Origin of the sequence: Streptomyces sp. NPDC005576, from assembly GCF_042871745.1 — a bacterium.
GTDB lineage: Bacteria > Actinomycetota > Actinomycetes > Streptomycetales > Streptomycetaceae > Streptomyces.
The window spans coordinates 94,219-115,397 of record NZ_JBIAJC010000009.1 but is presented as its reverse complement, the minus strand read 5'-3'; the positions used below and the strand labels follow the sequence as shown (position 1 = coordinate 115,397).

Annotated in this window: 15 protein-coding genes, 1 tRNA gene and 2 pseudogenes; 11 read left to right on the top strand and 7 right to left on the bottom strand. The window is 65.5% G+C overall.

The features are described 5' to 3' along the window. Positions 1-217 precede the first annotated feature (217 nt). The 3 genes from ACFYPN_RS17685 to ACFYPN_RS17675 all read left to right on the top strand — a co-directional run bounded on the left by ACFYPN_RS17685 (position 218) and on the right by ACFYPN_RS17675 (position 4,364). Complete coding sequence (locus tag ACFYPN_RS17685; protein WP_358764769.1) at positions 218-832, top strand: sugar transferase; 615 nt, start codon at positions 218-220, stop codon at positions 830-832. Between the two features lie 82 nt (positions 833-914). Next, entirely contained in the window at positions 915-3,176 is a 2,262-nt protein-coding gene (locus ACFYPN_RS17680; protein ID WP_358764771.1) for a (Fe-S)-binding protein, read from the top strand. A gap of 225 nt (positions 3,177-3,401) precedes the next feature. Next, positions 3,402-4,364, top strand: a complete 963-nt coding sequence (locus tag ACFYPN_RS17675; RefSeq protein WP_358764773.1) for a YIP1 family protein — start codon at positions 3,402-3,404, stop codon at positions 4,362-4,364. Positions 4,365-4,578: 214 nt separating this feature from the next. Here the strand turns inward: ACFYPN_RS17675 and ACFYPN_RS17670 are convergent, their stop codons facing one another. Further along, on the bottom strand, positions 4,579-5,079 hold the full coding sequence (locus ACFYPN_RS17670; protein ID WP_358764801.1) for a phosphoribosyltransferase: 501 nt from the start codon (positions 5,077-5,079) through the stop codon (positions 4,579-4,581). A gap of 64 nt (positions 5,080-5,143) precedes the next feature. After that, a complete protein-coding gene (dcd, locus tag ACFYPN_RS17665) occupies positions 5,144-5,719 on the bottom strand; it encodes a dCTP deaminase (protein ID WP_358764775.1) in 576 nt (191 codons plus the stop codon). 768 nt (positions 5,720-6,487) lie between these two features. Here dcd (ACFYPN_RS17665) and ACFYPN_RS17660 point away from each other — a divergent pair. Beyond that, positions 6,488-6,561, top strand: a tRNA-Gly gene (locus ACFYPN_RS17660). Between the two features lie 56 nt (positions 6,562-6,617). Here the strand turns inward: ACFYPN_RS17660 and ACFYPN_RS17655 are convergent. Next, positions 6,618-7,175 carry a flavoprotein gene (locus ACFYPN_RS17655; protein ID WP_389299165.1) on the bottom strand — a complete coding sequence of 186 codons (558 nt, stop codon included), beginning with the start codon at positions 7,173-7,175 and terminating at the stop codon, positions 6,618-6,620. Then, complete coding sequence (locus tag ACFYPN_RS17650; RefSeq protein ID WP_389299162.1) at positions 7,172-8,434, bottom strand: helix-turn-helix domain-containing protein; 1,263 nt, start codon at positions 8,432-8,434, stop codon at positions 7,172-7,174. The genes ACFYPN_RS17655 and ACFYPN_RS17650 overlap by 4 nt, the downstream gene beginning before the upstream one ends. A 178-nt stretch (positions 8,435-8,612) precedes the next feature. On the opposite strand from ACFYPN_RS17650, the gene ACFYPN_RS17645 reads away from it, so the two are divergent. From ACFYPN_RS17645 to ACFYPN_RS17615, 7 genes and pseudogenes are all read left to right on the top strand, one after another. Continuing rightward, positions 8,613-9,053, top strand: a complete 441-nt coding sequence (locus ACFYPN_RS17645; RefSeq protein ID WP_389299160.1) for an ATP-binding protein — start codon at positions 8,613-8,615, stop codon at positions 9,051-9,053. A gap of 2 nt (positions 9,054-9,055) precedes the next feature. Next, positions 9,056-10,369, top strand: a complete 1,314-nt coding sequence (locus ACFYPN_RS17640; RefSeq protein ID WP_389299157.1) for a UDP-N-acetylglucosamine 1-carboxyvinyltransferase — start codon at positions 9,056-9,058, stop codon at positions 10,367-10,369. Further along, a complete protein-coding gene (locus tag ACFYPN_RS17635; protein WP_389299154.1) occupies positions 10,366-11,580 on the top strand; it encodes a metallophosphoesterase in 1,215 nt (404 codons plus the stop codon). The genes ACFYPN_RS17640 and ACFYPN_RS17635 overlap by 4 nt, the downstream gene beginning before the upstream one ends. Next, complete coding sequence (gene dcd, locus ACFYPN_RS17630) at positions 11,577-12,116, top strand: dCTP deaminase (RefSeq protein ID WP_389299152.1); 540 nt, start codon at positions 11,577-11,579, stop codon at positions 12,114-12,116. Before ACFYPN_RS17635 ends, dcd (ACFYPN_RS17630) begins: the two co-directional genes overlap by 4 nt. Further along, positions 12,113-12,640 (top strand): annotated as a pseudogene (locus tag ACFYPN_RS17625) (deoxycytidine triphosphate deaminase); the annotation flags it as partial. The gene dcd (ACFYPN_RS17630) and the pseudogene ACFYPN_RS17625, both read left to right, overlap by 4 nt. A 5-nt stretch (positions 12,641-12,645) precedes the next feature. Further along, positions 12,646-13,746: a glycosyltransferase family 4 protein gene (locus ACFYPN_RS17620; RefSeq protein WP_389299149.1), complete on the top strand. Its 1,101-nt coding sequence runs from the start codon at positions 12,646-12,648 to the stop codon at positions 13,744-13,746. Between the two features lie 83 nt (positions 13,747-13,829). Then, complete coding sequence (locus ACFYPN_RS17615; protein WP_389299146.1) at positions 13,830-14,885, top strand: serine hydrolase domain-containing protein; 1,056 nt, start codon at positions 13,830-13,832, stop codon at positions 14,883-14,885. A 73-nt stretch (positions 14,886-14,958) separates the two neighbouring features. On the opposite strand, the pseudogene ACFYPN_RS17610 reads toward ACFYPN_RS17615, so the two are convergent. The 3 genes and pseudogenes from ACFYPN_RS17610 to ACFYPN_RS17600 form a co-directional block, all read right to left on the bottom strand. Next, positions 14,959-15,683: pseudogene (locus tag ACFYPN_RS17610) on the bottom strand (transposase family protein); the annotation flags it as partial. A 195-nt stretch (positions 15,684-15,878) separates the two neighbouring features. Then, positions 15,879-17,381, bottom strand: coding sequence for a hypothetical protein (locus ACFYPN_RS17605; protein ID WP_389299143.1), 1,503 nt, complete (start codon positions 17,379-17,381; stop codon positions 15,879-15,881). Further along, positions 17,378-20,626, bottom strand: coding sequence for an AAA domain-containing protein (locus ACFYPN_RS17600; protein WP_389299141.1), 3,249 nt, complete (start codon positions 20,624-20,626; stop codon positions 17,378-17,380). The genes ACFYPN_RS17605 and ACFYPN_RS17600 overlap by 4 nt, the downstream gene beginning before the upstream one ends. Positions 20,627-21,179: the final 553 nt, after the last annotated feature.

The window sequence follows — 21,179 nt, the reverse complement described above, 5'->3', positions numbered from 1 at the left end:
GGGCGCGATGCGGAACGCGAGGCAGCGGCGCTACAGACAGAGCGGCGGCGCATGGTGGCAGTCACTCCAGGCGGCCCGGCCGGTCCGGCCCCTGCACCAGGCGCCCCACGGAAGGCCCGCCCCGCCACCCGGCGGGGTACCGGCGCCGGCCCGGAACCCCGTACGGCCACCGGCACCGCCCCTGCCCCCCGACGGCGGGGCCAAACGACTGCTGGACGTGGCCCTCGGCTCGGCCCTGCTGCTCCTGGCGACCCCCGTACTGCTGGCCGCCGCGCTCATCCTCGCCGCCTGGCACGGCCCCGGAGGGGTGATCGACCGGCGCACCCGGGTCGGCCTCGGCGGACGGACCTTCGTCCTGCGGTCGCTGCGCACCCGGCGGCTCCGGCTCGACGTGCTCTCCCGGCTGGTGCACGTCGTACGCGGGGATCTCTCACTCGTCGGCCCGGCGCCGCTCGCACCGGACGACCCCGGCCTCCTGGACGCCGGGCCACGCCGCTGGCGACTGGAGCTGCGCCCCGGGCTGACCGGGCTCGCACAGGTGCGCGCCCGCTCCGGGATGCCCTGGGACGAGACGGCGCTGCTCGATCTGCACTACGCCCAGACCCTCGCCCTGAGCCGGTCCCAAACCCAGCGAATCAGGCTCGACCTGGCAATTCTCACCGAATCCGTGCACACTCCTGTGCGCGCGGCCCTGCGCGGAACGGTCCGCGGAGCGACCCGCAGAATCTCCCGCAGAACATCCTGCGGAACGAACCGTGGAGGAGCCCGGGGGGCCAAGGGCAGCCTGAGCGACACAGATCACCGCCCGCCCGGGTACAGCCCACTGGAATAAGTGGATAGTGTCAGCACAGACTGATTAAGTTACTGCTTAGTAGTGTCAAAATCCCACCCTCGCAGGCCCGAGGAGCCCTTACATGCAACTCGCCGCGATCATCGTGTCGCTGGTGCTGACCGTGGTCGGCGTTGCGCTCATTTCCCGAGCCGTCGCGCAGATCTACCGGTTCGTCCGCCTCGGACAGCCGGTCCCCGCGGGCAGCCGCACCGACAACCCCAAGAACCGCACGATCACCCTGGCCAAGGAGTTCGTCGGCCACACCCGGATGAACCGGTGGGGCATCGTCGGCGTCGCGCACTGGTTCGTCGCCGTCGGCTTCCTGACGCTGGGGCTGACCATCGTCACGGCGTACGGACAGCTGTTCAAGGCCGACTGGGTGCTCCCGATCCTCGGCGGCTGGCTGCCGTACGAGGTCTACACGGAGTTCATCGCACTCGCGACGACCCTGGGCATCCTCGTCCTCATCGCGATCCGCCAGCTGAACCTGCCGTCCCGCCCGGGCCGCAAGTCCCGCTTCGCGGGCTCCAAGATGGGCCAGGCGTACTTCGTCGAGGCGGTCATCCTCCTCATCGGCCTCGCGATCATGACCCTGCGCGGACTCGAGGGCGCGCTGCACCACGTGGACGGCTACGAGGCCGCGTACTTCGCCTCGTACCCCCTGGTCGCCGCCTTCAAGGGCCTGAGCCTGGGCACGCTGCAGAACCTCGTCTACCTCACCGCGATGATCAAGCTCGGCGTCACCATGGGCTGGGCGATCACCGTCGGGCTGAACACCAACATGGGTGTCGCCTGGCACCGCTTCCTCGCCTTCCCGAACATCTGGTTCAAGCGGAACGCGGACGGCGCCGTCGCGCTCGGCGAGCTCAAACCGATGACCAGCGGCGGCAAGGAGATCGACTTCGAGGACCCGGGCGAGGACGACGTCTTCGGCGTCTCCCAGGTCGAGCAGTTCTCCTGGAAGGGCATCCTCGACTTCTCCACCTGCACCGAGTGCGGTCGCTGCCAGTCGCAGTGCCCCGCCTGGAACACCGGCAAGCCGCTCTCCCCGAAGCTCCTGATCATGTCGCTGCGCGACCACGCGCACGCCAAGGCGCCGTACCTGCTGGCCGGCGGCGGCAAGGACGCAGAAGGCAACGAGAAGGCCACCGAGGAGCAGCTCAAGGACGTCCCGGCCGCCGCCCTCGCCGAGGCCGAGCGCCTCCTGATCGGCACCGCGGAAGAGAACGGCGTCATCGACCCGGACGTCCTCTGGTCCTGCACGACCTGCGGCGCCTGCGTCGAGCAGTGCCCGGTCGACATCGAGCACATCGACCACATCGTCGACATGCGCCGCTACCAGGTGATGATCGAGTCCGCGTTCCCGTCCGAGGCGGGCACGATGCTCAAGAACCTGGAGAAGAAGGGCAACCCCTGGGGGCTCGCCAAGAAGCAGCGCGTCGAGTGGACCAAGGAGGTCGACTTCGAGGTCCCGATCGTCGGCAAGGACGTCGAGGACCTCACCGAGGTCGACTACCTCTACTGGGTCGGCTGCGCCGGCGCCCTGGAGGACCGGGCGAAGAAGACCACCAAGGCATTCGCCGAGCTGCTCCACATCGCGGGCGTGAAGTTCGCGATCATGGGCGGCGACGAGAAGTGCACCGGTGACTCCGCCCGCCGCCTCGGCAACGAGCCGCTGTTCCAGCAGCTCGGCCAGGAGAACGTCGCGATGCTGAACATGGCGTTCGGCGAAGATGACGAGGACGACTCGACCAAGAAGGCGAAGGCGACGAAGAAGATCGTCGCCACCTGCCCGCACTGCTTCAACACGATCGCCAACGAGTACCCGCAGCTCGGCGGCGAGTACGAGGTCATCCACCACACCCAGCTGCTCCAGCACCTGGTGGACGAGGGCAAGCTCGTGCCGGTGACCCCGGTCGAGGGCCTGATCACCTATCACGACCCCTGCTACCTGGGCCGTCACAACAAGGTCTACACACCGCCGCGCGAGATCATCAAGAGCGTTCCGGGTCTGCGGAACGAGGAGATGCACCGTCACAAGGAGCGTGGCTTCTGCTGCGGCGCCGGCGGCGCGCGGATGTGGATGGAGGAGCGGATCGGCAAGCGCATCAACAACGAGCGCGTCGACGAGGCCCTCTCCCTCAACCCGGACATCGTCTCGACGGCCTGCCCGTTCTGCCTCGTCATGCTGACCGACTCGGTCAACGGCAAGAAGAACGACGGCAAGGCCAAGGAGTCGATCCAGGTCGTCGACGTCTCGCAGCTCCTGCTGGAGTCCGTGAAGAAGCCCGCCGAGCCGGAACCCGAGCCCCAGCCGGAGCCCGAGCCGGAACCGGCCGCGTAACGCACCACCTGCACCACCTGCCCCACCCGCACCACCCGCACAGTGAGAAGCGGTCGGACCTGCCTCGGGGGCAGGACCGGCCGCTTCTCGCGTACCGGGGCACGGCCTCACCCGTACGGGGACGCACCCGGAAACCCGTACGGGATGTCACAGCTCAGCCGCAAAGCCGCCCCGCTCCCCCCGTCCCCCCACTGGGCACCCCGGGGACCAGGTACGTTCGATCTCGTGGCTGGATTCAGGATCGGACGCGGCCGGGACAACCGCACCCCGCAACAACCGCAGCAAGCGCGGCATCCGCAGCAGCGGCAGTCGTACGGAGGGCAGGCACCACAGCCCCCGTACGGCGCCCAGCAGTGGCCGCAGGCAGGCGGCACCCCCGCCCCGCCGCAGTACGGCGCGCCTCGTGCGGCTCCGTACGGCAGCGGCGGCGGCTACACCGGTGCGCCCCGCGGCAGCGACGGGCGCGGGCAGCAGCAGCCGGGCGGGCACGGTGAGCCGGAGTACTTCGGCGACCCGTACCAGGAGGCACCGCGCCAGGACCCGTACGCGAACAACCCCGGGCACACGCAGGCGTTCAGCGTCGGCGAGGACCCCTACAGCGACGGCGGCACCTACCAGGCGGGAGCCACCCCGGCCCAGCCGGCCGGCCCGCGCCTGGCCTGGAAGGACCTGCTGTCGGGGATCGTGCTGCGGCCGGGTGCGACGTTCTGGCAGATGCGGGACTACCCCGTCTGGGGCCCCGCCCTGATCGTCACCTTCGTCTACGGGCTGCTGGCGCTCTTCGGCTTCGACCAGGCCCGCGAGGAGGCGATCAACGCCACCATCTCGACGGCCGTCCCGTACGTCCTCTTCACCGGCCTCGGCTTCGTCGTCGGCGGCCTGGTCCTCGGCGTGGTGACCCACACCCTGGCCCGCCAGCTCGGCGGCGACGGAGCCTGGCAGCCCACCGTGGGCCTCTCCATGCTGATCATGTCGATCACGGACGCCCCCCGACTGCTCTTCGCCCTCTTCCTGGGCGGCGAGAACGCCTTCGTCCAGATCATCGGATGGATCACCCTGCTGGCCGCCGGAGCGCTCTTCACCTCCATGGTCAGCAAGTCCCACGACCTGCCCTGGCCCAAGGCCCTGGGCGCCTCGGCGATCCAGCTGATCGGCCTGCTCTCCATCCTCAAGCTCGGCACGATCTGAGCGGCAGCCGCCGCGTACGACCCGCGCCGCGTACGAGCTTCATGCCTCACCGCGAAGGCCCGGACCTTCCTCCTCGATCGAACGGGAGGAGCGGTCCGGGCCTTCGGGGCTTCCGGGCTTCGGGGCTTCGGGCCTTCCGGGCTTCGGGCCTTCGGGGCTTCCGACCTTCCGGGCTTCGGGGCTTCGCCGTGAAGGCCGAGGGCCGGGCGGCCTCTCAGGAGTCGAGAACCTGTCCCGTACGGCGCACCACGGGCTTCTCGACGCTCCACGGGAAGTTGATCCACCGGTCGGTCTTCTTCCACACGTACTCGCACTTCACGAGCGACTGCGGCTTCTCGTAGATCACCGCGCTGCGCACCTCGGCGACGTGGTCCAGGCAGAAGTCCCGGACCAGCTTCAGCGTCTTGCCGGTGTCGGCGACGTCGTCGGCGATCAGGACCTTCTTGCGCGTGAAGTCCACGACGTTCGGGACCGGCGCCAGCATGACCGGCATCTCCAGGGTGGTGCCCACACCGGTGTAGAACTCGACGTTCACCAGGTGGATGTTCTTGCAGTCCAGCGCGTACGCCAGACCGCCGGCCACGAACACCCCGCCCCGCGCGATGCTCAGCACCACGTCGGGCTCGAACCCGTCGTCGGCCACCGCCTGGGCCAGTTCGCGCACGGCGAGCCCGAACCCCTCGTAGGTCAGGTTCTCCCGGTCCTCGGCAGCCATGCCCATGCCTGTAGCCTCCACGTCCCTCGTGTTCGGTGCCCTGACCCGCGCCGCACGGCCCGTGTCAGACCTGGGTCCGGTGGAAATTCATGTACGAACGCGAGGCCGTCGGACCGCGCTGCCCCTGGTAGCGGGAGCCGTACCGCTCCGAACCGTAGGGGAACTCGGCGGGCGAGGTCAGCCGGAACATGCACAGCTGGCCGATCTTCATCCCCGGCCACAGCTTTATCGGCAGCGTCGCCAGATTCGACAGCTCCAGCGTCACGTGACCCGAGAACCCGGGGTCGATGAACCCGGCGGTGGAGTGCGTCACCAGCCCGAGCCGCCCGAGCGAGCTCTTGCCCTCAAGGCGCGAGGCCAGGTCGTCCGGCAGCGTGATGGTCTCGTACGTCGACGCCAGCACGAACTCGCCGGGGTGCAGGATGAACGGCTCGTCCCCCTCCGGCTCGACCGTCCGGGTCAGGTCGGGCTGCTCGACGGCGGGGTCGATGTGGGGGTAGCGGTGGTTCTCGAACACCCGGAAGTAGCGGTCCAGCCGCACATCGATGCTCGAGGGCTGAACCATCGACGGATCGAACGGGTCGATACGGACCCGGCCGTTGTCGATCTCGTTCCGGAGGTCTTTGTCAGAGAGAAGCACGATCCGAGGATACGCAGGGGCGCGAGCCCGCCCCAATCGGACCGCACCCGCACCCCTGCCCCCACGCCGGACAACGGCCCACGCCGCCCCGGGCGGCCGCCCTGCTATCCCTGGCTACCGCCCTGCCAGTCCCGGCTACCGCCAGCCGCCCCGGCTCGCTTCCGGCTTCCTCCTGGCCGGCCCGGCTCCTCCGGGCTGCGCGGCTGCTTCGGGCTGCGCGGCTGCTTCGTGCTGCCTCGGCTTCCTCCTGGGCGGCCCGGCTGCTTTCGGCCGCCGCGGCTCCTTCGGGCTGCCCCGGCTTCCTCCTGGCTACCGCCGACTACCGCTTCGCGGGCACCACCGGAACGGAGCTCCTCAACCGCGCGCACCGCGGGCACCGGATCAGCCGCCCGGGCCCGATCCGGTCCGACCCGAGCTGCTGCATCGGAAACGTCGAGGTGGCGAACACGTGCCCCTCCGCGCAACGGACGACGGTGCGCTCGATCGCTTCCACCGACTTCATCGGCTTCATCAAGTCCCTTCCCCAGCCAGCCTTCAACGAGAAAGCCACACAATAGGGGATGAACAGGACCCACTCCACACGCCGCTCCGCCCCAACCTACGCCCCCAACTCCCGCCCTCCGCACCCTCGTCACCCCGCGCGGCCCACCACCCCACGACACACCGAGACCAACCCCCGAAACGACGACAGGACCCACGGCGCATCCGCCGGGGCCCTGCCATGAGGTACAGTGTGCGAGCATGCATAGCCGATCATCGGCGCGCGCTGCGGGTGTAGTTTAATGGTAGAACATGAGCTTCCCAAGCTCAGAGCGCGAGTTCGATTCTCGTCACCCGCTCCACTGGAAAGCCCCGGGCCATCAACGCCCGGGGCTTTTTGCTGTTCGGCTAATGGGAATTATTGTTTGGCAGCCACCCTGGGCGTGAGCAGGTCGAGTGCTTCCTCCCAGTGAAAGCGCTCCGCTCCGCCACCCGCCTTTGGGCGATGGGGATCGTACGATCCGATGAGGATGCCCATTGCCCGCAGCTTCCGCAGGCTCTCGGCATACGCGGGGTGGGCGGCTTGGGCCGAGTTCACGTAGGGCAGGGCGGCGGTCGGGATGCCGAGGCCGTACGACTCGCAGAGAATTCCGAGCGCGAGGGTGTCGGAGATTCCGGCCGCCCACTTGTTGATCGTGTTGAAGGTGGCCGGGACGACGGCGATCGCGTCCGGGGCCGGGAGTGGCTGGGGAGCGCTGGGGGAGCGCCATGCCGAGCGAATCGGGTACCCGGTCTGCGCCTCGACCGCTTCCGCGTCGATGAAGCTCAGGCCCTGCGGGGTAGCGACGACGCCCACGCCCCAACCGGCTGCTTGGGCCGCACCGATCAGCCGGCCAACATCACCGGCGATGCCCGCCCCGCCCACGACGACGTAAAGAAAGGGCTTCTTGGCCTGCTGGTCGGGCTGCTCATTCACGCGGGGACTCCCAGTTGACGGCTGAACAGGTGCAGTTCCGGCAGCGTACGGCGACGGTCGCGGGCGGCCATGTCCGCGACCAGCTCTCGGATGGCCGGGCGGCGAACGTCCTGCGCCGCGCAGCTCTCGGCGATGCGGAGCGCCTGGTACCCCTGGTCGAGCCGGCCCTGCTGGCTATAAGCGCGGGCCGTCTCGACCCAGAGAGCAGCCCTTCGCTCGGGGGCAGGAATGTGCCGTCGCATGAGGGGGCGCGCGGCCTCCAGAGCGAGCCCGGCATCCCCGAAGGCCACCGCGGCGCTGACGCCGTGGAGGCTGACGTTCGTCGGGCTGAAGTTGGCCCAGGCGTCGGAGTGGTCGAGCGTGACGAAACGAGAGACCTCCTTGGCCTCCGTGAGGAAGTCACGAGTTGCCGAGCGGTCGCCCGCACTGCTCGCGGCGGTGACGCCGCGCAACAGGAGCAGGCCGAGCGCGGCCAGGTAGCGCGGGGAGCGCTGGTCGTAGGCGCCGGTGAGCTGGTCGGCGGTATGCCGAACCAGCGTGATCGCCTGGGACGTGTGCTTCTCGCGGGCGAGCAGGTGTGCGTGGACGCGGACGCTGGAGGCCAGGACGACCGGGTCACCGCTGCGTTCCGCCTCGGCCATGGCGCGGCCCACCGCCAGCCAAGCGTTGCCTTGGTCCCCGAGCTTGAGAAGCAGGCTGGCGGAGGTCTGGTAGGCGGTGGCCAGCAGAGCCGTCGCCTCGTCCGAACCTGTCGCGGCGTAACGAAGGTCCGCGATCAGAGCGGGGAGGGTCCGCTCCAGATCGCTGTAGTCGCAGGAGTAGAGAAACCGACGCACGTCCGAGACGCGCTTGCCAAGTTGGGAGAGGTCTTGCTGCTCGTCCCCAAGCGGAGGGAACGGCCCGGGGAGGAGTGCGTGCACAAGCGCGCCGTAGCCGTGGGACGAGGGAGGCGGCGTTGCGAGCGTGGCCAAGCTGGTTGCGAGGAAGGTGCGGCGACGCATGTCATCTGTCTCGGCGTGGGAGTCGCTGGCATCGGGGAGGTCGGCCAGGCCGACGGAGGATAAGGGGATACCCAACTCCCGTGCGATGGAACGCAGCACCTGGGAGTCCTCGGTGCCCTTCCCCTGTTCGAGTCGGCTGACCTTCGACTGGTGATAGCCGAGCGCGGCAGCAACGTCCGTCTGGGACCGCTTGGCAAGTACGCGGGCTCGGCGGAGCACCTCGCCGAGCCGTCTTGCCTCGTCGTGCGCATCGGTCATCTGTGCCACGGCCCCTTTCGCCGCGCCCGATCCTGCCTGCTCAACCGAGCTTAAGTCACGGCGTACTTGGCGGTCATGCAGCTTCTGCATAAGCCATGCGCAGCGCGCAGCCGGGCAAGTCCACGCACCGCCCCGGACGGTTCTCTGGTGAGGCCGCACTCGACCGGGAGGCACTCCTGTGGAACCGCTTCGCTTCAGCTTTTCCATTACCGGCACGCCGTACGCCGTCACGGACTCCAGACACCGGATCGTCGCGGGAGTTCGTGACTGGCAGCTCGATGGCGCTGACGGAGTGCTGGACGACGTGGCGCTGGTGACCAGCGAGCTGCTGACCAACGCCGTACGTCACGCCGGACACGGCCCCATCTCGGTGGCCGCAGAGCTGAACGACGGCCGGGTGCGGATCGAGGTCTGCGACTCCAGTCCCGTACTTCCGAAGCCCGGCCTTCCCGGTGCTGATGACGAGACCGGGCGCGGTCTGCCCATCGTGGCGGCGCTGGCCGCTCGTCACGACGTCGAGGCGAGCGCTTCCGGGAAGCGGTGCTGGGCCGAGATCACGGTGCCGGCGCCGCCCGCATGTCCCGACGCGGCCGTACACGCCCTGCTTCCAAGGAGATGACCATGTCCCTCACCCAGATCTCTGCCACCGCGGCCGAGGTGATCGCGATCCGTCCCGGCCCGCCGCTCGCCGGGGCTGTGACCGTCGACGGTTCCAAGAACGCCGCTCTGCCGCTCCCCTCAGCGGCTGCGGTCCTGCGCCAGCCGGTACAGCTCAGCAACGTCCCCACCAGCGCCGACGTGCAGGCCATGCTCACGCTGGTGCAGCAGTCCGGGCACCGGCTGGCTCGTACGGTCGGCGACCCGAGCACGGTCCTGTTCATGGGCGGCGGCATCGGGACCATCGCCCCGGAGTTGTTCGAGACCGCGGGTCGCATCCGCGCCTCGTACTACCTGGTGCCCGCCCTGCTCGCCACCCACGGAAGGGCCGTTCTGCCGTGGCCGGGCGGGTGCCGGATCGGGGATCGCGGGATGGAGCAGCACTTCCGGATGTACGAGGCGTTCGGCGACCGGTACGCAGTGGACGCCCGCGGTTACAGCGTGGTGGCCGGGAGCGCCCGTACGGACTCCGTCTCGGTGACGTTGCCCTTCCGCTCGCGAGGCGCGACCGTCGCCGCGATCCTGCGAGCGGTGGTCGCGGGCCGGCCGTTACGGCTGGGCCTTCCGAACCTGTCCCCGGAGGTCACCAGCGTTCTGCGCGCGGTGAAGTCAGCAGGATGGGGAGCACAGGTCACCGAGCGCATGATCGCTCACACCCCGCCGACTGCGGCCTCCGCAGAGGGTTCCATCACCTGGGCAGTTCCCGGCGACAAGATCGAGGCAGGCACGCTCGCGGCCACGGGCGGCCACGGCCGCATCGAAGGCGTACGCGGCGAGGACGTCGCGCCCGTCGTGGCCGCTCTGCGTTGGCTCGGCGTGCCGGTGGCCGTGCAGGAGAACGCCCTCACGGTTCACGCCCGGAACATGCAGCCGACCGGCCACTCCCTGCGCGCCATCGCTTCCCTCTCCCCCGGCGGCCTGGACGCGGACTTCGAGCCCTCGCTCATGGCGCTGGCCCTGGGCCTGCCCGGCACGCAGCTCTTCGCGGACACGATCAACCCCGGCCGCCACGGCAACCTGGTCCCCCAACTCGCAGCGCTGGGCGCCGACATCGACCAGATCTCCGCCACCCAGTGCCGCCTCACCGGCCCGCAGCGCCTGACCGGCGCGGGGGTGGAGTCCACCGACATCCGGACCGGCTCGGCCCTCCTCATCGCCGGCCTCACCGCACGCGGCGTCACCACCCTCGGAGGGCTCCAGCAGCTCCGCCGGGGACACGCCGACCTCCCCGCCAAGCTCCGCGCCCTCGGCGCCGACATCTGCGAGGTCACACCGTGACCCGGACCTTGCGGCGCATCGTGGCCACGACCGATGTCCACTCCGCCTTCGACAGCGTCGCGCCTCTGCTGGCCCACCTGCACGCGGCCCGGTCCGAGGCGCTCGTCGTCGACAGCGGCGACTTCTTCGAGGGCAGCGGGTACTACCGGCTGGGCGGCGGACAGGTCGAGCGCGAGATCCTCACCACCCTGTACGACGTGATCGCCCCCGGGAACCACGGCTGGCCGCACTACTTCGAACCGAGCCTCCACCGGCTCACCGTCTGCGCGAACGTGGTGGACGACGCCGACGGGAACGCCTTGTTCCGGCGCATCCACCTGGCCACGATCGGTGGCCGGCGGGTCGCGGTGACCGGAGTGATGGGCCTCCAGGCGTTCAACGCCGTCCCGTTCGCCGACCGGGCCGGCCACCGCGTCACCGACCCGGTGCGGGCGCTCAGGGAGTTGATGCTCGCCCACCACCACGAGGTGGACTCCTGGGTCCTGCTCAGCCACTCCGGATTCGCCGAAGACCTGAAGATCGCCGAAGCCTGCCCGTTCCTGGACGTGATCCTCGCGGGACACTGCCACAGCGACCAGTACGGACCCGTCCGCGTAGGCGACACCCTGGTCCTCAAGGGCCATGAACTGGCGGTCGGCTTCGCGCTCGCGGACGTGGGCGTAGAAGGCGGCGGCTGGAGCGGCCGGTCCGTTCTCCTGGCGCCCGCAGCCGCAGCCTCCCCACCTGGCTTGAAGCCGATTCTCGACGAGATCGAAGGCCTGCGTCAGCGCTTGGCTGCCCCCATCGGTCCGGTCGCTCGTGCCCACCGGCACCGCGTCCCCGACCGGGCCGAGCTGGTCGCGGAGATCGTCGAACGACTCCATACGGGCCTGGGAGCGGAAGCGGTCGTCCTCAACGAGACAGCGCTCCGCCCCGTCCCCCTCGGCACCACGCTCACCAGGGGCGACCTGCTCGCCACCGAACCGTTCGACAACCAGCTCGTCCACGTCACGCTGCCCGACGATCAGCACCAAGTCGACGCCCTGCTGGAACGCCTGTCCACGCAGGCCGGCCCCCTGGCGACCGCACCGGCATTGCTCCCGCCCGGTACCCGGTCTCTCCTGACCACCGGCTACCTCGCCGACGCGTACTTCGGCGGACACCCCACACAGGCCGCCGTGCCCCTCGGCCGAGCCGTCCAGCACGTCCTGACCGAAGGAGGAAGACCGTGATCCTGACCGGTCCCGAGATCACCACGGCCACGGTCGACGGGCGCTTACGCATCGCCCCGTTCGACCAGAACCAGGTCAACCCCAACAGCTACAACGTCCGGCTCGGCCCGACCCTCCTGACGTACACGACCCCGGTCATCGACAGCCACCGCGCCAACCCCACGGTGGAAGTACTGATCGACGAGGGCGGCTACGTCGTCCAGCCTGGCGAGCTCTACCTCGGCCACACCCTCGAAGAAGTCGGCTCCGACTCCTTCGTGCCGCTACTGTTCGGCCGCTCCTCGGTGGGCCGACTGGGACTGTTCGTCGAGATCACCGCGCCGATCGGCGACATCGGATTCCACGGGCAGTGGACGCTGATGCTCTCCGCGGTACGTCCCTTGCGCGTGTACCCGGGCATGAAGATCGGGCAGATCATGTTCTTCGTCGCGGCCGGCCCCGTCGACCTCTACACCGGCAAGTACCAGGCGGCCACGGGCCCACAGCCCTCCGCGTACTGGCGCGACCTCCCGCCGGCCAGATCCGCGGAGTCGTGATCCTCACCGGCCCGGCCATCGCCGCCGCACGGGCCGACGGCGCCCTCACCATCGAACCCTACGATCCCGCGCACCTCTCGCCGAACGCCTACGACTGGCGTCTCGGCGACACCCTGCGCATCTGCGACGGCGACCTCGACGCGGCCTCCCGCACCCTCAGCCGCGAGATCACCCTCCCGCCGGAGGGCTACGTCCTTGTCCCCGGCGTCCTGTACCTCGGCGTCACCCACGAGAGGACCGGATCGGAGACGTACGCGCAGTTCCTCAACGGCAGCCGGAGCATCGGCGCCCTCGGGATATGGGTCCACGTCTCCGCCCCGCTCGGGCACCAGGGTCACGCCATCCGGTGGACCCTGGAGATTCGCGCGGCCCGTCCCGTACGGATCTACCCGCTCATGGTCTTCGGGAAAGTCACCTTCCACCACACCTTCGGCACCGCGGCGAGCTACCAGCAGCTCGGCCTCAAGTACCGCTCCAGCGCGGGGATCGAGACCTCCCGCCTCTACGAGGAGATGCAGGGAGGCCATTCATGGACCCCATGGTCGCCACAGCCCTCGACCTGCCCGCCGGCAGCCCCGGAGGAAGCGTCGAACTCTTCCTGGACCTCTACACCGGCAACCAACCCAGCATCCCGGCCCAAGCGTTCATGCTCGCCCCCGAAGGCACCACTCCGCACCGCCGGCCCGGCCTGGAGCTGCTGTCCGTACGAGGAAAGTGCCTGGACGGCCCCGCCTTCGGCAGATACGTGGCCGAACTCCGTACGGCTCTCCGGCAGGCGATCGACCCGTCCAGGATCGACATCCTGCACCTGCAACACCTCGCCTTCGGAGCGACCCCGGCCCTGATGCGGGCCCTGCCGACGCACGCGAGGATCGCCCTGGTCCACGGCACCGACCTGCTCTTCGCCGAAGGCCACCGTGACCAGCTCCGTGTCCTGCGCGAGACGGCGCGGGCATCCGACGCGATCGTGGTCCCCACCCACGCGATGGCCGACCGTCTCCTCAAGCTGGCCCCGAAGACCGACCGCCGGAAGATCGTCCACATCCCCTGGGGGATCCCCGACCACCTCATCACCAACCCGCCCGCACGAACGACGAGCACCCCGACGAGCCACCTGCGTCTGCTGTACGCCGGTCGGCTCACGCCCGAAAAGGGCGGCGAAGCCCTCATCAAGAGCCTGGCCCCCGCGCAGGGGATCGAGCTGAGCATCGCCGCGCCGCAGAGCGAGTACCAGGCGCTGGCACCCCTGTTCCGGCGAGCCGGCATTCGAGCCCGCTACCTCGGCTGGCTCCGCCGACCACAGCTGTGGAAAACCTTCGCGGACCACGACCTCCTCGTCATGCCATCCACCACCCTGGAGGCCATGGGCCTGGTCGCCCTCGAAGCCCAGGCATGCGGACTCCCCGCCCTCTACCAACCCGTGCCCGGGCTGAACGAGGCGCTCGGCGCCTCCGCGGCACCCACCGACTTCGGCCGCCCCGGAGCCGTAGCCCGAGACCTCCAGCGCATGCGCACTTCCAGCGGCGTGTTGCCCGCACTGCGGGCGGCCGGTCTCGCCAACGCCCGCCGGTACCCGCTCTCCGCCACCCAAACCGCTCTCCACGCGCTCGGCCGCCAAGTGCTCAGCTAGGGAGCCGCGTCGAACCGTCGGCTGCTGCGGCGGCGTCCATACCCTGTGCAACGGAGACCCCACGGCCACCGAAAAGGGAGACCATGATCGACCGCATTCAAGCCCTGCTGGACGAAGGCGTCCGCAACAAGGTCTACCCCGGTGCGGTCTGGGCCGTGGGCGACTCCACCGGCATCCTCGCCAGCGGGGCCACGGGCGTCCTCGACCCGGACGAACCAGAACACCGGATGCGCCTGGACACCGTCTTCGACGCCGCCAGCCTCACCAAGATCCTCGCCGTCTGGTCCTCGATCGGGGCTCTCTGGGAGGACGGCCGGCTCGACCTCGACGCGCGGCTGGGCTCGTACTGGCCCGACGTCACGGAGTACGATCTCGGGCAGGTCACCGCACGGCAGTTGCTGACCCACACCGCCGGCGTACCCCTCCGGGCCCAGCTGAAGAACCAGTACGGCACGGACCACGCCGCCATCCGCAGAGGCGTCCTGCGCGAGCCACTGCACCGGCCACCGGGCGAAGCCGTCGAGTACACCGACCGCGCCGCCCTGATCCTCGGCTTCCTCGCCGAACACCTCTCAGGCATGCCGCTGGACCAACTCGCCACCGAACGGACCTGGCGCCCCCTCGGCATGAACACCACCCGCTTCGGCCCGCTCCCCGCCGAACTCGCCGCCCGCAGCGCCCCCACCGAACTGGACCAAGACACCGACACCCACCTCAAGGGCGTCGCCCACGACTTCTCGGCCCGGCTGTTGGGCGGGGTCTGCGGCATCGCCGGCGCCTTCACCGTCGTTGACGACCTGGCGGCCTTCCTGCGCCACATGCTGGCCCCTGCGACGGCTGCCAGCTCCGCAGCCGGCCTCGGCGCGGACTGGACCACCCAGTCGCTCACCATCCTAACCGGCGGCCTCGAATCGGCCCGCGGTCTGTTCTGGTACCCGGCGCCCGCTACGAGCCAGGCCGACAACGTATGGGTCCACTACGGATTCACCGGCACCGGCATGTGGATCTCCCCCGCCGTCAACCGCTGGGCCGTCCTCCTCACCAACAAGCTGTACTACGCACGCGACCGACAGCCTTTGGGAAATGTTCGCAGCGCGTTCCGCGAGCTGATCTTTTCCTCGGCGTACCTCCATATTTGACAGGCTGGGTACCCAGGGAGCCGCTGGGTCGTTGAGAGCACCTTCGGCGCCAGGTCCAAGGAGCGTTCTCGGCGTTTTGTCTCTCCAGGTGAGGATGGCTTTGGCAATTGACGTCATGCGGTTCGCCCCGCATTGCGACCTTCGGCGGATCTGCCAGGACTTGGGTAGTGCCATACAACGTTCGACGAGTGCTCTGGACGTGGCCAGTGCTCGGTTGACCATCCGTTCCGTCGGAGTCAGCTGGCCGTCGGGTGGGCGTCTGCGTCCGGTGGTGACCCAGGGGCCAGCGCCCTTGTAGGCGCGGTCGGCCAGATGGGGGTGCCCTAGCGTTCGCAGATCCGGATGATCCGGTGGGTACGTGCCGCAGTCAGCTCGTGTCACCGGCCGGGCAGGGCCGCTGAGATCCACAGGATCTGGCCGACTGGGTCGGTCACGAGCTGCACGTTCACGCCGTGGCAGCGGCGCATGTGCGAGTAGTTGGCCTGGCCGTCGCCAACACAGCGCATTTGGCGAACGTACTGCGGGTCGGTCTCACGCAGGACTTTCAGCAAGCCCGGTGATCAGTCGGCCAGGAGGTCGATGACCGCGGTGATGCAGGCGTGAGCGGTGCCACCCGATATGCCGAAGGCCGCAGCGATCTGGGCCAGGGTGTCGTGCCTGCGCAGGTCCCCCAGAGCGACGAGCGCGTTGGTGCGGCGGGAGTCTGCAGTGGCGTTCACCCTCGCGAGTGACAATGAGCATCGTCACCCACTCGACCAGCGCATGAGGCAGATCAAGTCCGGCAGGACAGGGAGGCAACAATGCTCCTTCGCCGCTGAGTTGAGACTTCGAGAGTCTCCCTCATCGGCATGGATGCCTCGTGCGCTGCGGCCTCACCGCCGCCACCTGACCGGTGACTACTCCCCAATGCTCACGGTTTCGAATGCCTCGACATCCGCTGGGAAACCTCGAGCCGACATGGCCTGGCGCCTTATCACTCGCCAGCAGGTCGACTCATCCATTGATGGCTTCCACGCGCGTCATATAGTCGGCGTGAAGCCTATCCACTTCAGACCTAATGGTGATCATCGTTCCCCGCTCATCCCTGAATGGCCTATTGGGGTCTCCCCTAAATGAAAGCCAATTGAAGCTTGTCACCACAGCATAGGAATGATCCATGACGAGAATCTTCGCATGCGTATCACCTAGGCGGACAAATTTGAAGTTATCATACTTCTTCGCCAAGTCACTCATCTTTCGCTCGGCCGATCTATCCGCCTCCCCAGTTGGCCCATCGTTGCCAATTCCATAACCAATAACAACACTAACCCCGGAAAAGATCAAGCGATCTAGGTCTGAAATGAATCGGGCATTTACTACCGCAGCGCGAATCCAGGGCGATATGATCATTAGCCTCTCCCTGGCGGAAGCCAGAGCCTCCATCAACAGTGGCCTGTGTTCGTGAACCTCAAGAACTCGTACTGGAATTCCCTTAAGAGCGGTCTCCGCTTCGTCCAGACGCTCTGCCATTTGATTCGTCAGGTCAACGAGGGGCTCTTTCTGTTCGTCAGTAGCGGTAGAAACACGGTCCTCAAACCCTGCCAACTGGTTCTTATAGCCCTCTGCCGTTCGCCTGATGGCTGCTACCTCAGCCTCGTCTGCGCGCAATTTCAGAAGCTCCGGGCCCAGCAGGGAATCAATCGTTGACTCGACATCCCGCAAAGATCCGTTGATGCCAATCTTCCTGATGCCTTCAGATTTCGCAAAGGCAAGCGTATGACTTTCACTCAGCCTGCCATCTACTGCAAATTGAACCTGAATTTCGTCTGGGCGGTCTGCAGACTCAAAAATGAGTGCGATCGCGCGTACGAAGAACTTTCTCCTTCTACCATCTAGAGCCATCACGGTGATCAAATCATGTTTAGCAGTTTCTGTGGCATCCCTCAGAACGATAGACACCTCAGAAGTGTCATCTGGCCCGACCGAAGGCGGGTCAACGGGATAGGCCGGCACTTCCAGAATATCGTGCTCTCGAAGATCTCTAGGTCGCCACCAAAGGGACTCTTCGATGCGAGCATACTTGCGCGTTAGCCCATCGAAGGCCAGGCGCAGCGTTTTTCCCTCAGGAGTGATTTCGGCGAGTTCAGCGCATGCAATTTTCCCTGATTCGGAGATCACATAATGGAATCTGAGCGTATCCTCATTCACAGTTCCCGCAAGGCGATCCTTTACTGGTACTGCGATGATGTGCCCTTTGACCACGAGACGACCCATGACTGCGTCTGTTACCTCCGAGGGGAGGTGAAGGAAGCGCGCCACATCATCGCTGACGTTCAAGCCGGCTTCAACGCATCGAAGCGTGAACTCATCTAGAACTCCGAGAGGCTTCCGCTTCTGGAGCCGACATTGAATCGGTACATCCCAGAACGGGAGTCCAACCTCTCTATAGGTGACAAGGCGATACCCGGGACGCCGCGATAGGCGTTGTACAGTCTCTTCGATGGGGATATCTGTCACGAGTTGTCAGCCTTCTCGATTCGGCAGTCAGCAGCGCTACGCATGTGCGTAAGAACGTCCTTAAGCGGATTGTTTGACGCGACGTTGGAGTCTATGAATGCCGCGTCGCCGACAATTACAAGACCGTCTCTGGCACGCGAAACTGCAACATTCACACGCTCTTCGCTACGCAAGAATCCTAGGTCCGCGTTCTCATTCGACCTGGTGATGCTGAAAATCGAAATATCAGCCTCTTGACCCTGATACGAATCAACTGTTGCCACCCGGACGTTCAGAAGGCCCCGGCTTAGTTCACCCACAGCAAGGGTCTCAATGATCTCTCGCCTCTGCGCTTCGTAACCAGTTAGCACAGCCACTCCGAGGCTTTGCGCTCCGTGCTGCTCAGCTACCCACTGAATCCTGTCCAGAAGTTTTGCGATAACTCTGGCTTCGCCTTTGTTTCGAAGGCTCTTCTTCGATCTACTCTCACCTCGATCCTTACGACCACTTGTATCAATCCATACCGCTGCCGCCCCGAGGGAACGATTGACGACCGCAGACATATCCCGAGGTTCAGAAGTGAGTTGGTCGTGGTAAAAGCAATGACTCACCAGCCTGCCGATCGTGGGATGCATTCGATGTTGGTGCGTCAACGAAAACTTGCACGAATCCGGGAGACGTTCGGACAGTACAGAGAACAGGGTCTCCCGCAACTGCTGGCGGGTGAGTTTAAAGCGATCGAGCACTGCAGCGTCTTCTAGTGCCTGCTCAACGAAGGGGGGAAGCTGCTTGTCATCGCCAACCAGTACCCAGCGGCGGCTCCGCGACAACGGTACGAGCGACTCGGTGGCTGTAGCCTTCGAAGCCTCATCGATAATGCACAAGTCGAAGTTCATCGAGTCGGCACCAGGCACACCCGCGAGGCCGACACAGGTGGCAGCTACAACCTGTGCGCGGGCCACGAGTACTGCTGTGAACTCGCTGCCCCGGCCAAATCGGTCCTCCCAATCGGATGAAATCTCCTGCAATCTAGCTAGTCTAGGGTCATCGATATTTGTGCGTGAAAGAGCGGAAGAAATAAGAACTTCGGTTGTCTCTTTCGGAGATGCACCCAGTGCCTCGGCAACATTTTTTCTAGCTATTCCCTCCTGCAACACTTGTTCCTTCAGGTCAAGGCGCCAGTGTGACAACTTAGCTTCCATCTCAACAAGCCCTGCGCCCAGTGGTCCTGCGGACTCAAGTTTCGCTGCAAGACTCAGACCGGTCTCGATAAATCTTTCTGCTACCGCCGCTAGGTCTGTGCCGCTACCATTCTTCGCTGCATTCTCAATTTCTGAGGCAATGTTGAGGATCGGGGCAGCAAGGGCGTTAAGACGGTCGACCTCTGCGACGAGACTGCGACGATCGGTTTGTTCTGAATCAATCTGTCGTTGCAGGTCAATAACCCGCCGATGTCTACGCTGCAGATCTAGCGCCGAGTTCTTCAGGCCTGCAGCATCGATATCAATTCCTATGCGAGCCGCAAACTCTCTCACGAAGTCGCGACTCTGATTAAGTACTGATTCGCGCCATTGTTCCATTTGTGCAGAAACTGAAAATGGCTCAACATCCTGCGCAAGCTTGTCGGCACGCCCCAATCGAAGAAGACTGACTTCCGGGTCGATTTCACGAATGCGCATTAGCGCATTGTCCAATGCGATATGAGTCTGAGACGTAAGAACGATACGCCCCTGGGGATTTTTGCGGAGATGTTGCGATACAAGCTCTGCGATAAAAGTAGTCTTCCCAGTGCCGGGAGGACCCTGTACAAGCAGAAAATCTCGTGCTCCGAGAGACGCAGAGACTGCCTCTTGCTTTGCGCTATCAAGGCCCTTCTGCAAAAACTCAGTAACTGCGACAGCGTGCGGGCCTGAACTCTGCTGCGGATTTAGAAGAAGTTCACGCAGATCAGAGCGAGTCGACTTCCTGTTCGCAATTCTGTCGAGCGCCTCCCTTTCACGTTTTAGCTTGGACTTTGACGCTTCGGAATCAAACTCCAAAACTCCTCGGCGAGGAAGGTCATCTGCACGCCCTCTATTGACATAGAGAATTACCTCGCTATTCTCGATTCCCTCAACTTCACCGTACAGAACCCTTCGGTTCCCGTCACGTACCAATCGACCTTCGCCGACCTCAAGACCGGTTGCGTCCGAGACCGAGAATCGAATTCTGCTACCATCTCGACGAAAGCTGTCATAAGTAGCTTTAATTCCTCTCCCATTTTCGAGAGCGAACTTCGCTTCTAGTACTGACCTCCATCCTGAAAACGCGGCCGCCTCCGTCGAGCTGACCTCAACCTCGGCTCTTTTTGCGTCCATCTCGCCAATAATCTGCATTTGATCGGCGAGATCACGTGCTGCGCGACCTGGATCGGTCGGTGCACTCATTCTGAACTTTAGCTTTGGGCGGTACCAGTTAGCCCTAGCCGCTTCGAGCAACTGCGCTTGCGGCCGCTGAATCCGCGCCACTCGCAGAACGCCATCCCGAGTATGGTGAGGCTGGACCCGCAGGAGCAGAGTCTGCCCGGAAATCTGAAGATCTGGTTGCTTACTCGCACGAGTGTCATAGGAAAGAGCACAAACTGCGTGAATGTCTTCAAGCACCCTCTCCCTGGTTAGGCTAATTCCATATTGCCGTTTGAATGTCTCCAAGACCATCGGCGGAAAATCCAAGAAGACTTCAGTCTCGGGACTACGCCTGGTTTCTCGCGCCTCCTGAATAGCGGCGAGTGCCGCAAGGAGTACGCCAGCACTTTGTGGACGCTCCTCCGCTATTGCAGACAGGCAGGGCAGCAGCGCCTCGAGAATATCAGGGGGGAGGTCAAGGTCAGCAAATGCTGACTGGACCTCTGCGGCATCAGCGGGAATTCTGCCGGTCAGGCAGACAGTCGCCAAAACTGCGAAAGAGTAGACATCGTATGCGGCCGTCGGGGTTCGCGTTCCTCTTTCTTCGGGAGCATAGGGAATCGTCCCCAAGGGGGCAAGAGTCAATCCAATGCTCACCGTTTCGGCAATTCTGGCAGTGCCAAAGTCCGCAATCTTGAAGCGACCGTTTTCTGCAATCAAGACATTTTCCGGTTTAATGTCTCGATGTACATAACCTGCGGAGTGGATGGCTTGGAGACCCGAAAGAATATCTCGCGCGATGGGCCAAAAATCATCCCATCCCTCAATTCCGAGATCGTCAAGACCCTTTAGGAGATCCTTTTCTAGCCATTCAAATAACAAGATAGGGGGATCCGTCCTCACTCCGACCCCAGTCGATCATGCGTGCCAGATTCGGATGGTCCCCGAGAGCCTGATAGGCGCCCAACTCGTTTGCCCAAGCAGCCTTCAGGACTCGATCATCCAGGTTCCTCGAGGGATTGAATAATTTGACGGCCACTGCGGAATTGTTGCTTTCCAGATCAACCGACTTATAGAGCTTTGCGTGGCCGCCTTCAGCTGCGAACGTGGCTGGAAGGGCGAAACGCTGAGCAATAATCTGCAACGCAAAATCCCCCTGCTATTTACCTGCCTGGCAACCCACTCTCCGCATGCCTCGGAGGAGCCAGACTCTGATCGGATGATCCCAGTTTTACAGCATCTCCCCCGTACCTTGGGGCGAATCGGTGTACATGGGCGTGCTTTGGCGGTCTGTACTGAGCTGGCTGCCCCGACAAGTCCGACCTGACACCATCTGGTCGCACTTGGGCGGCTGGGCTTTTACCACCAGTCGCCACACCCCTTGCGGGATCGGTGCCGGAGGTTCTCCAGTTCCCGTGCTACCCACAACCCAGCT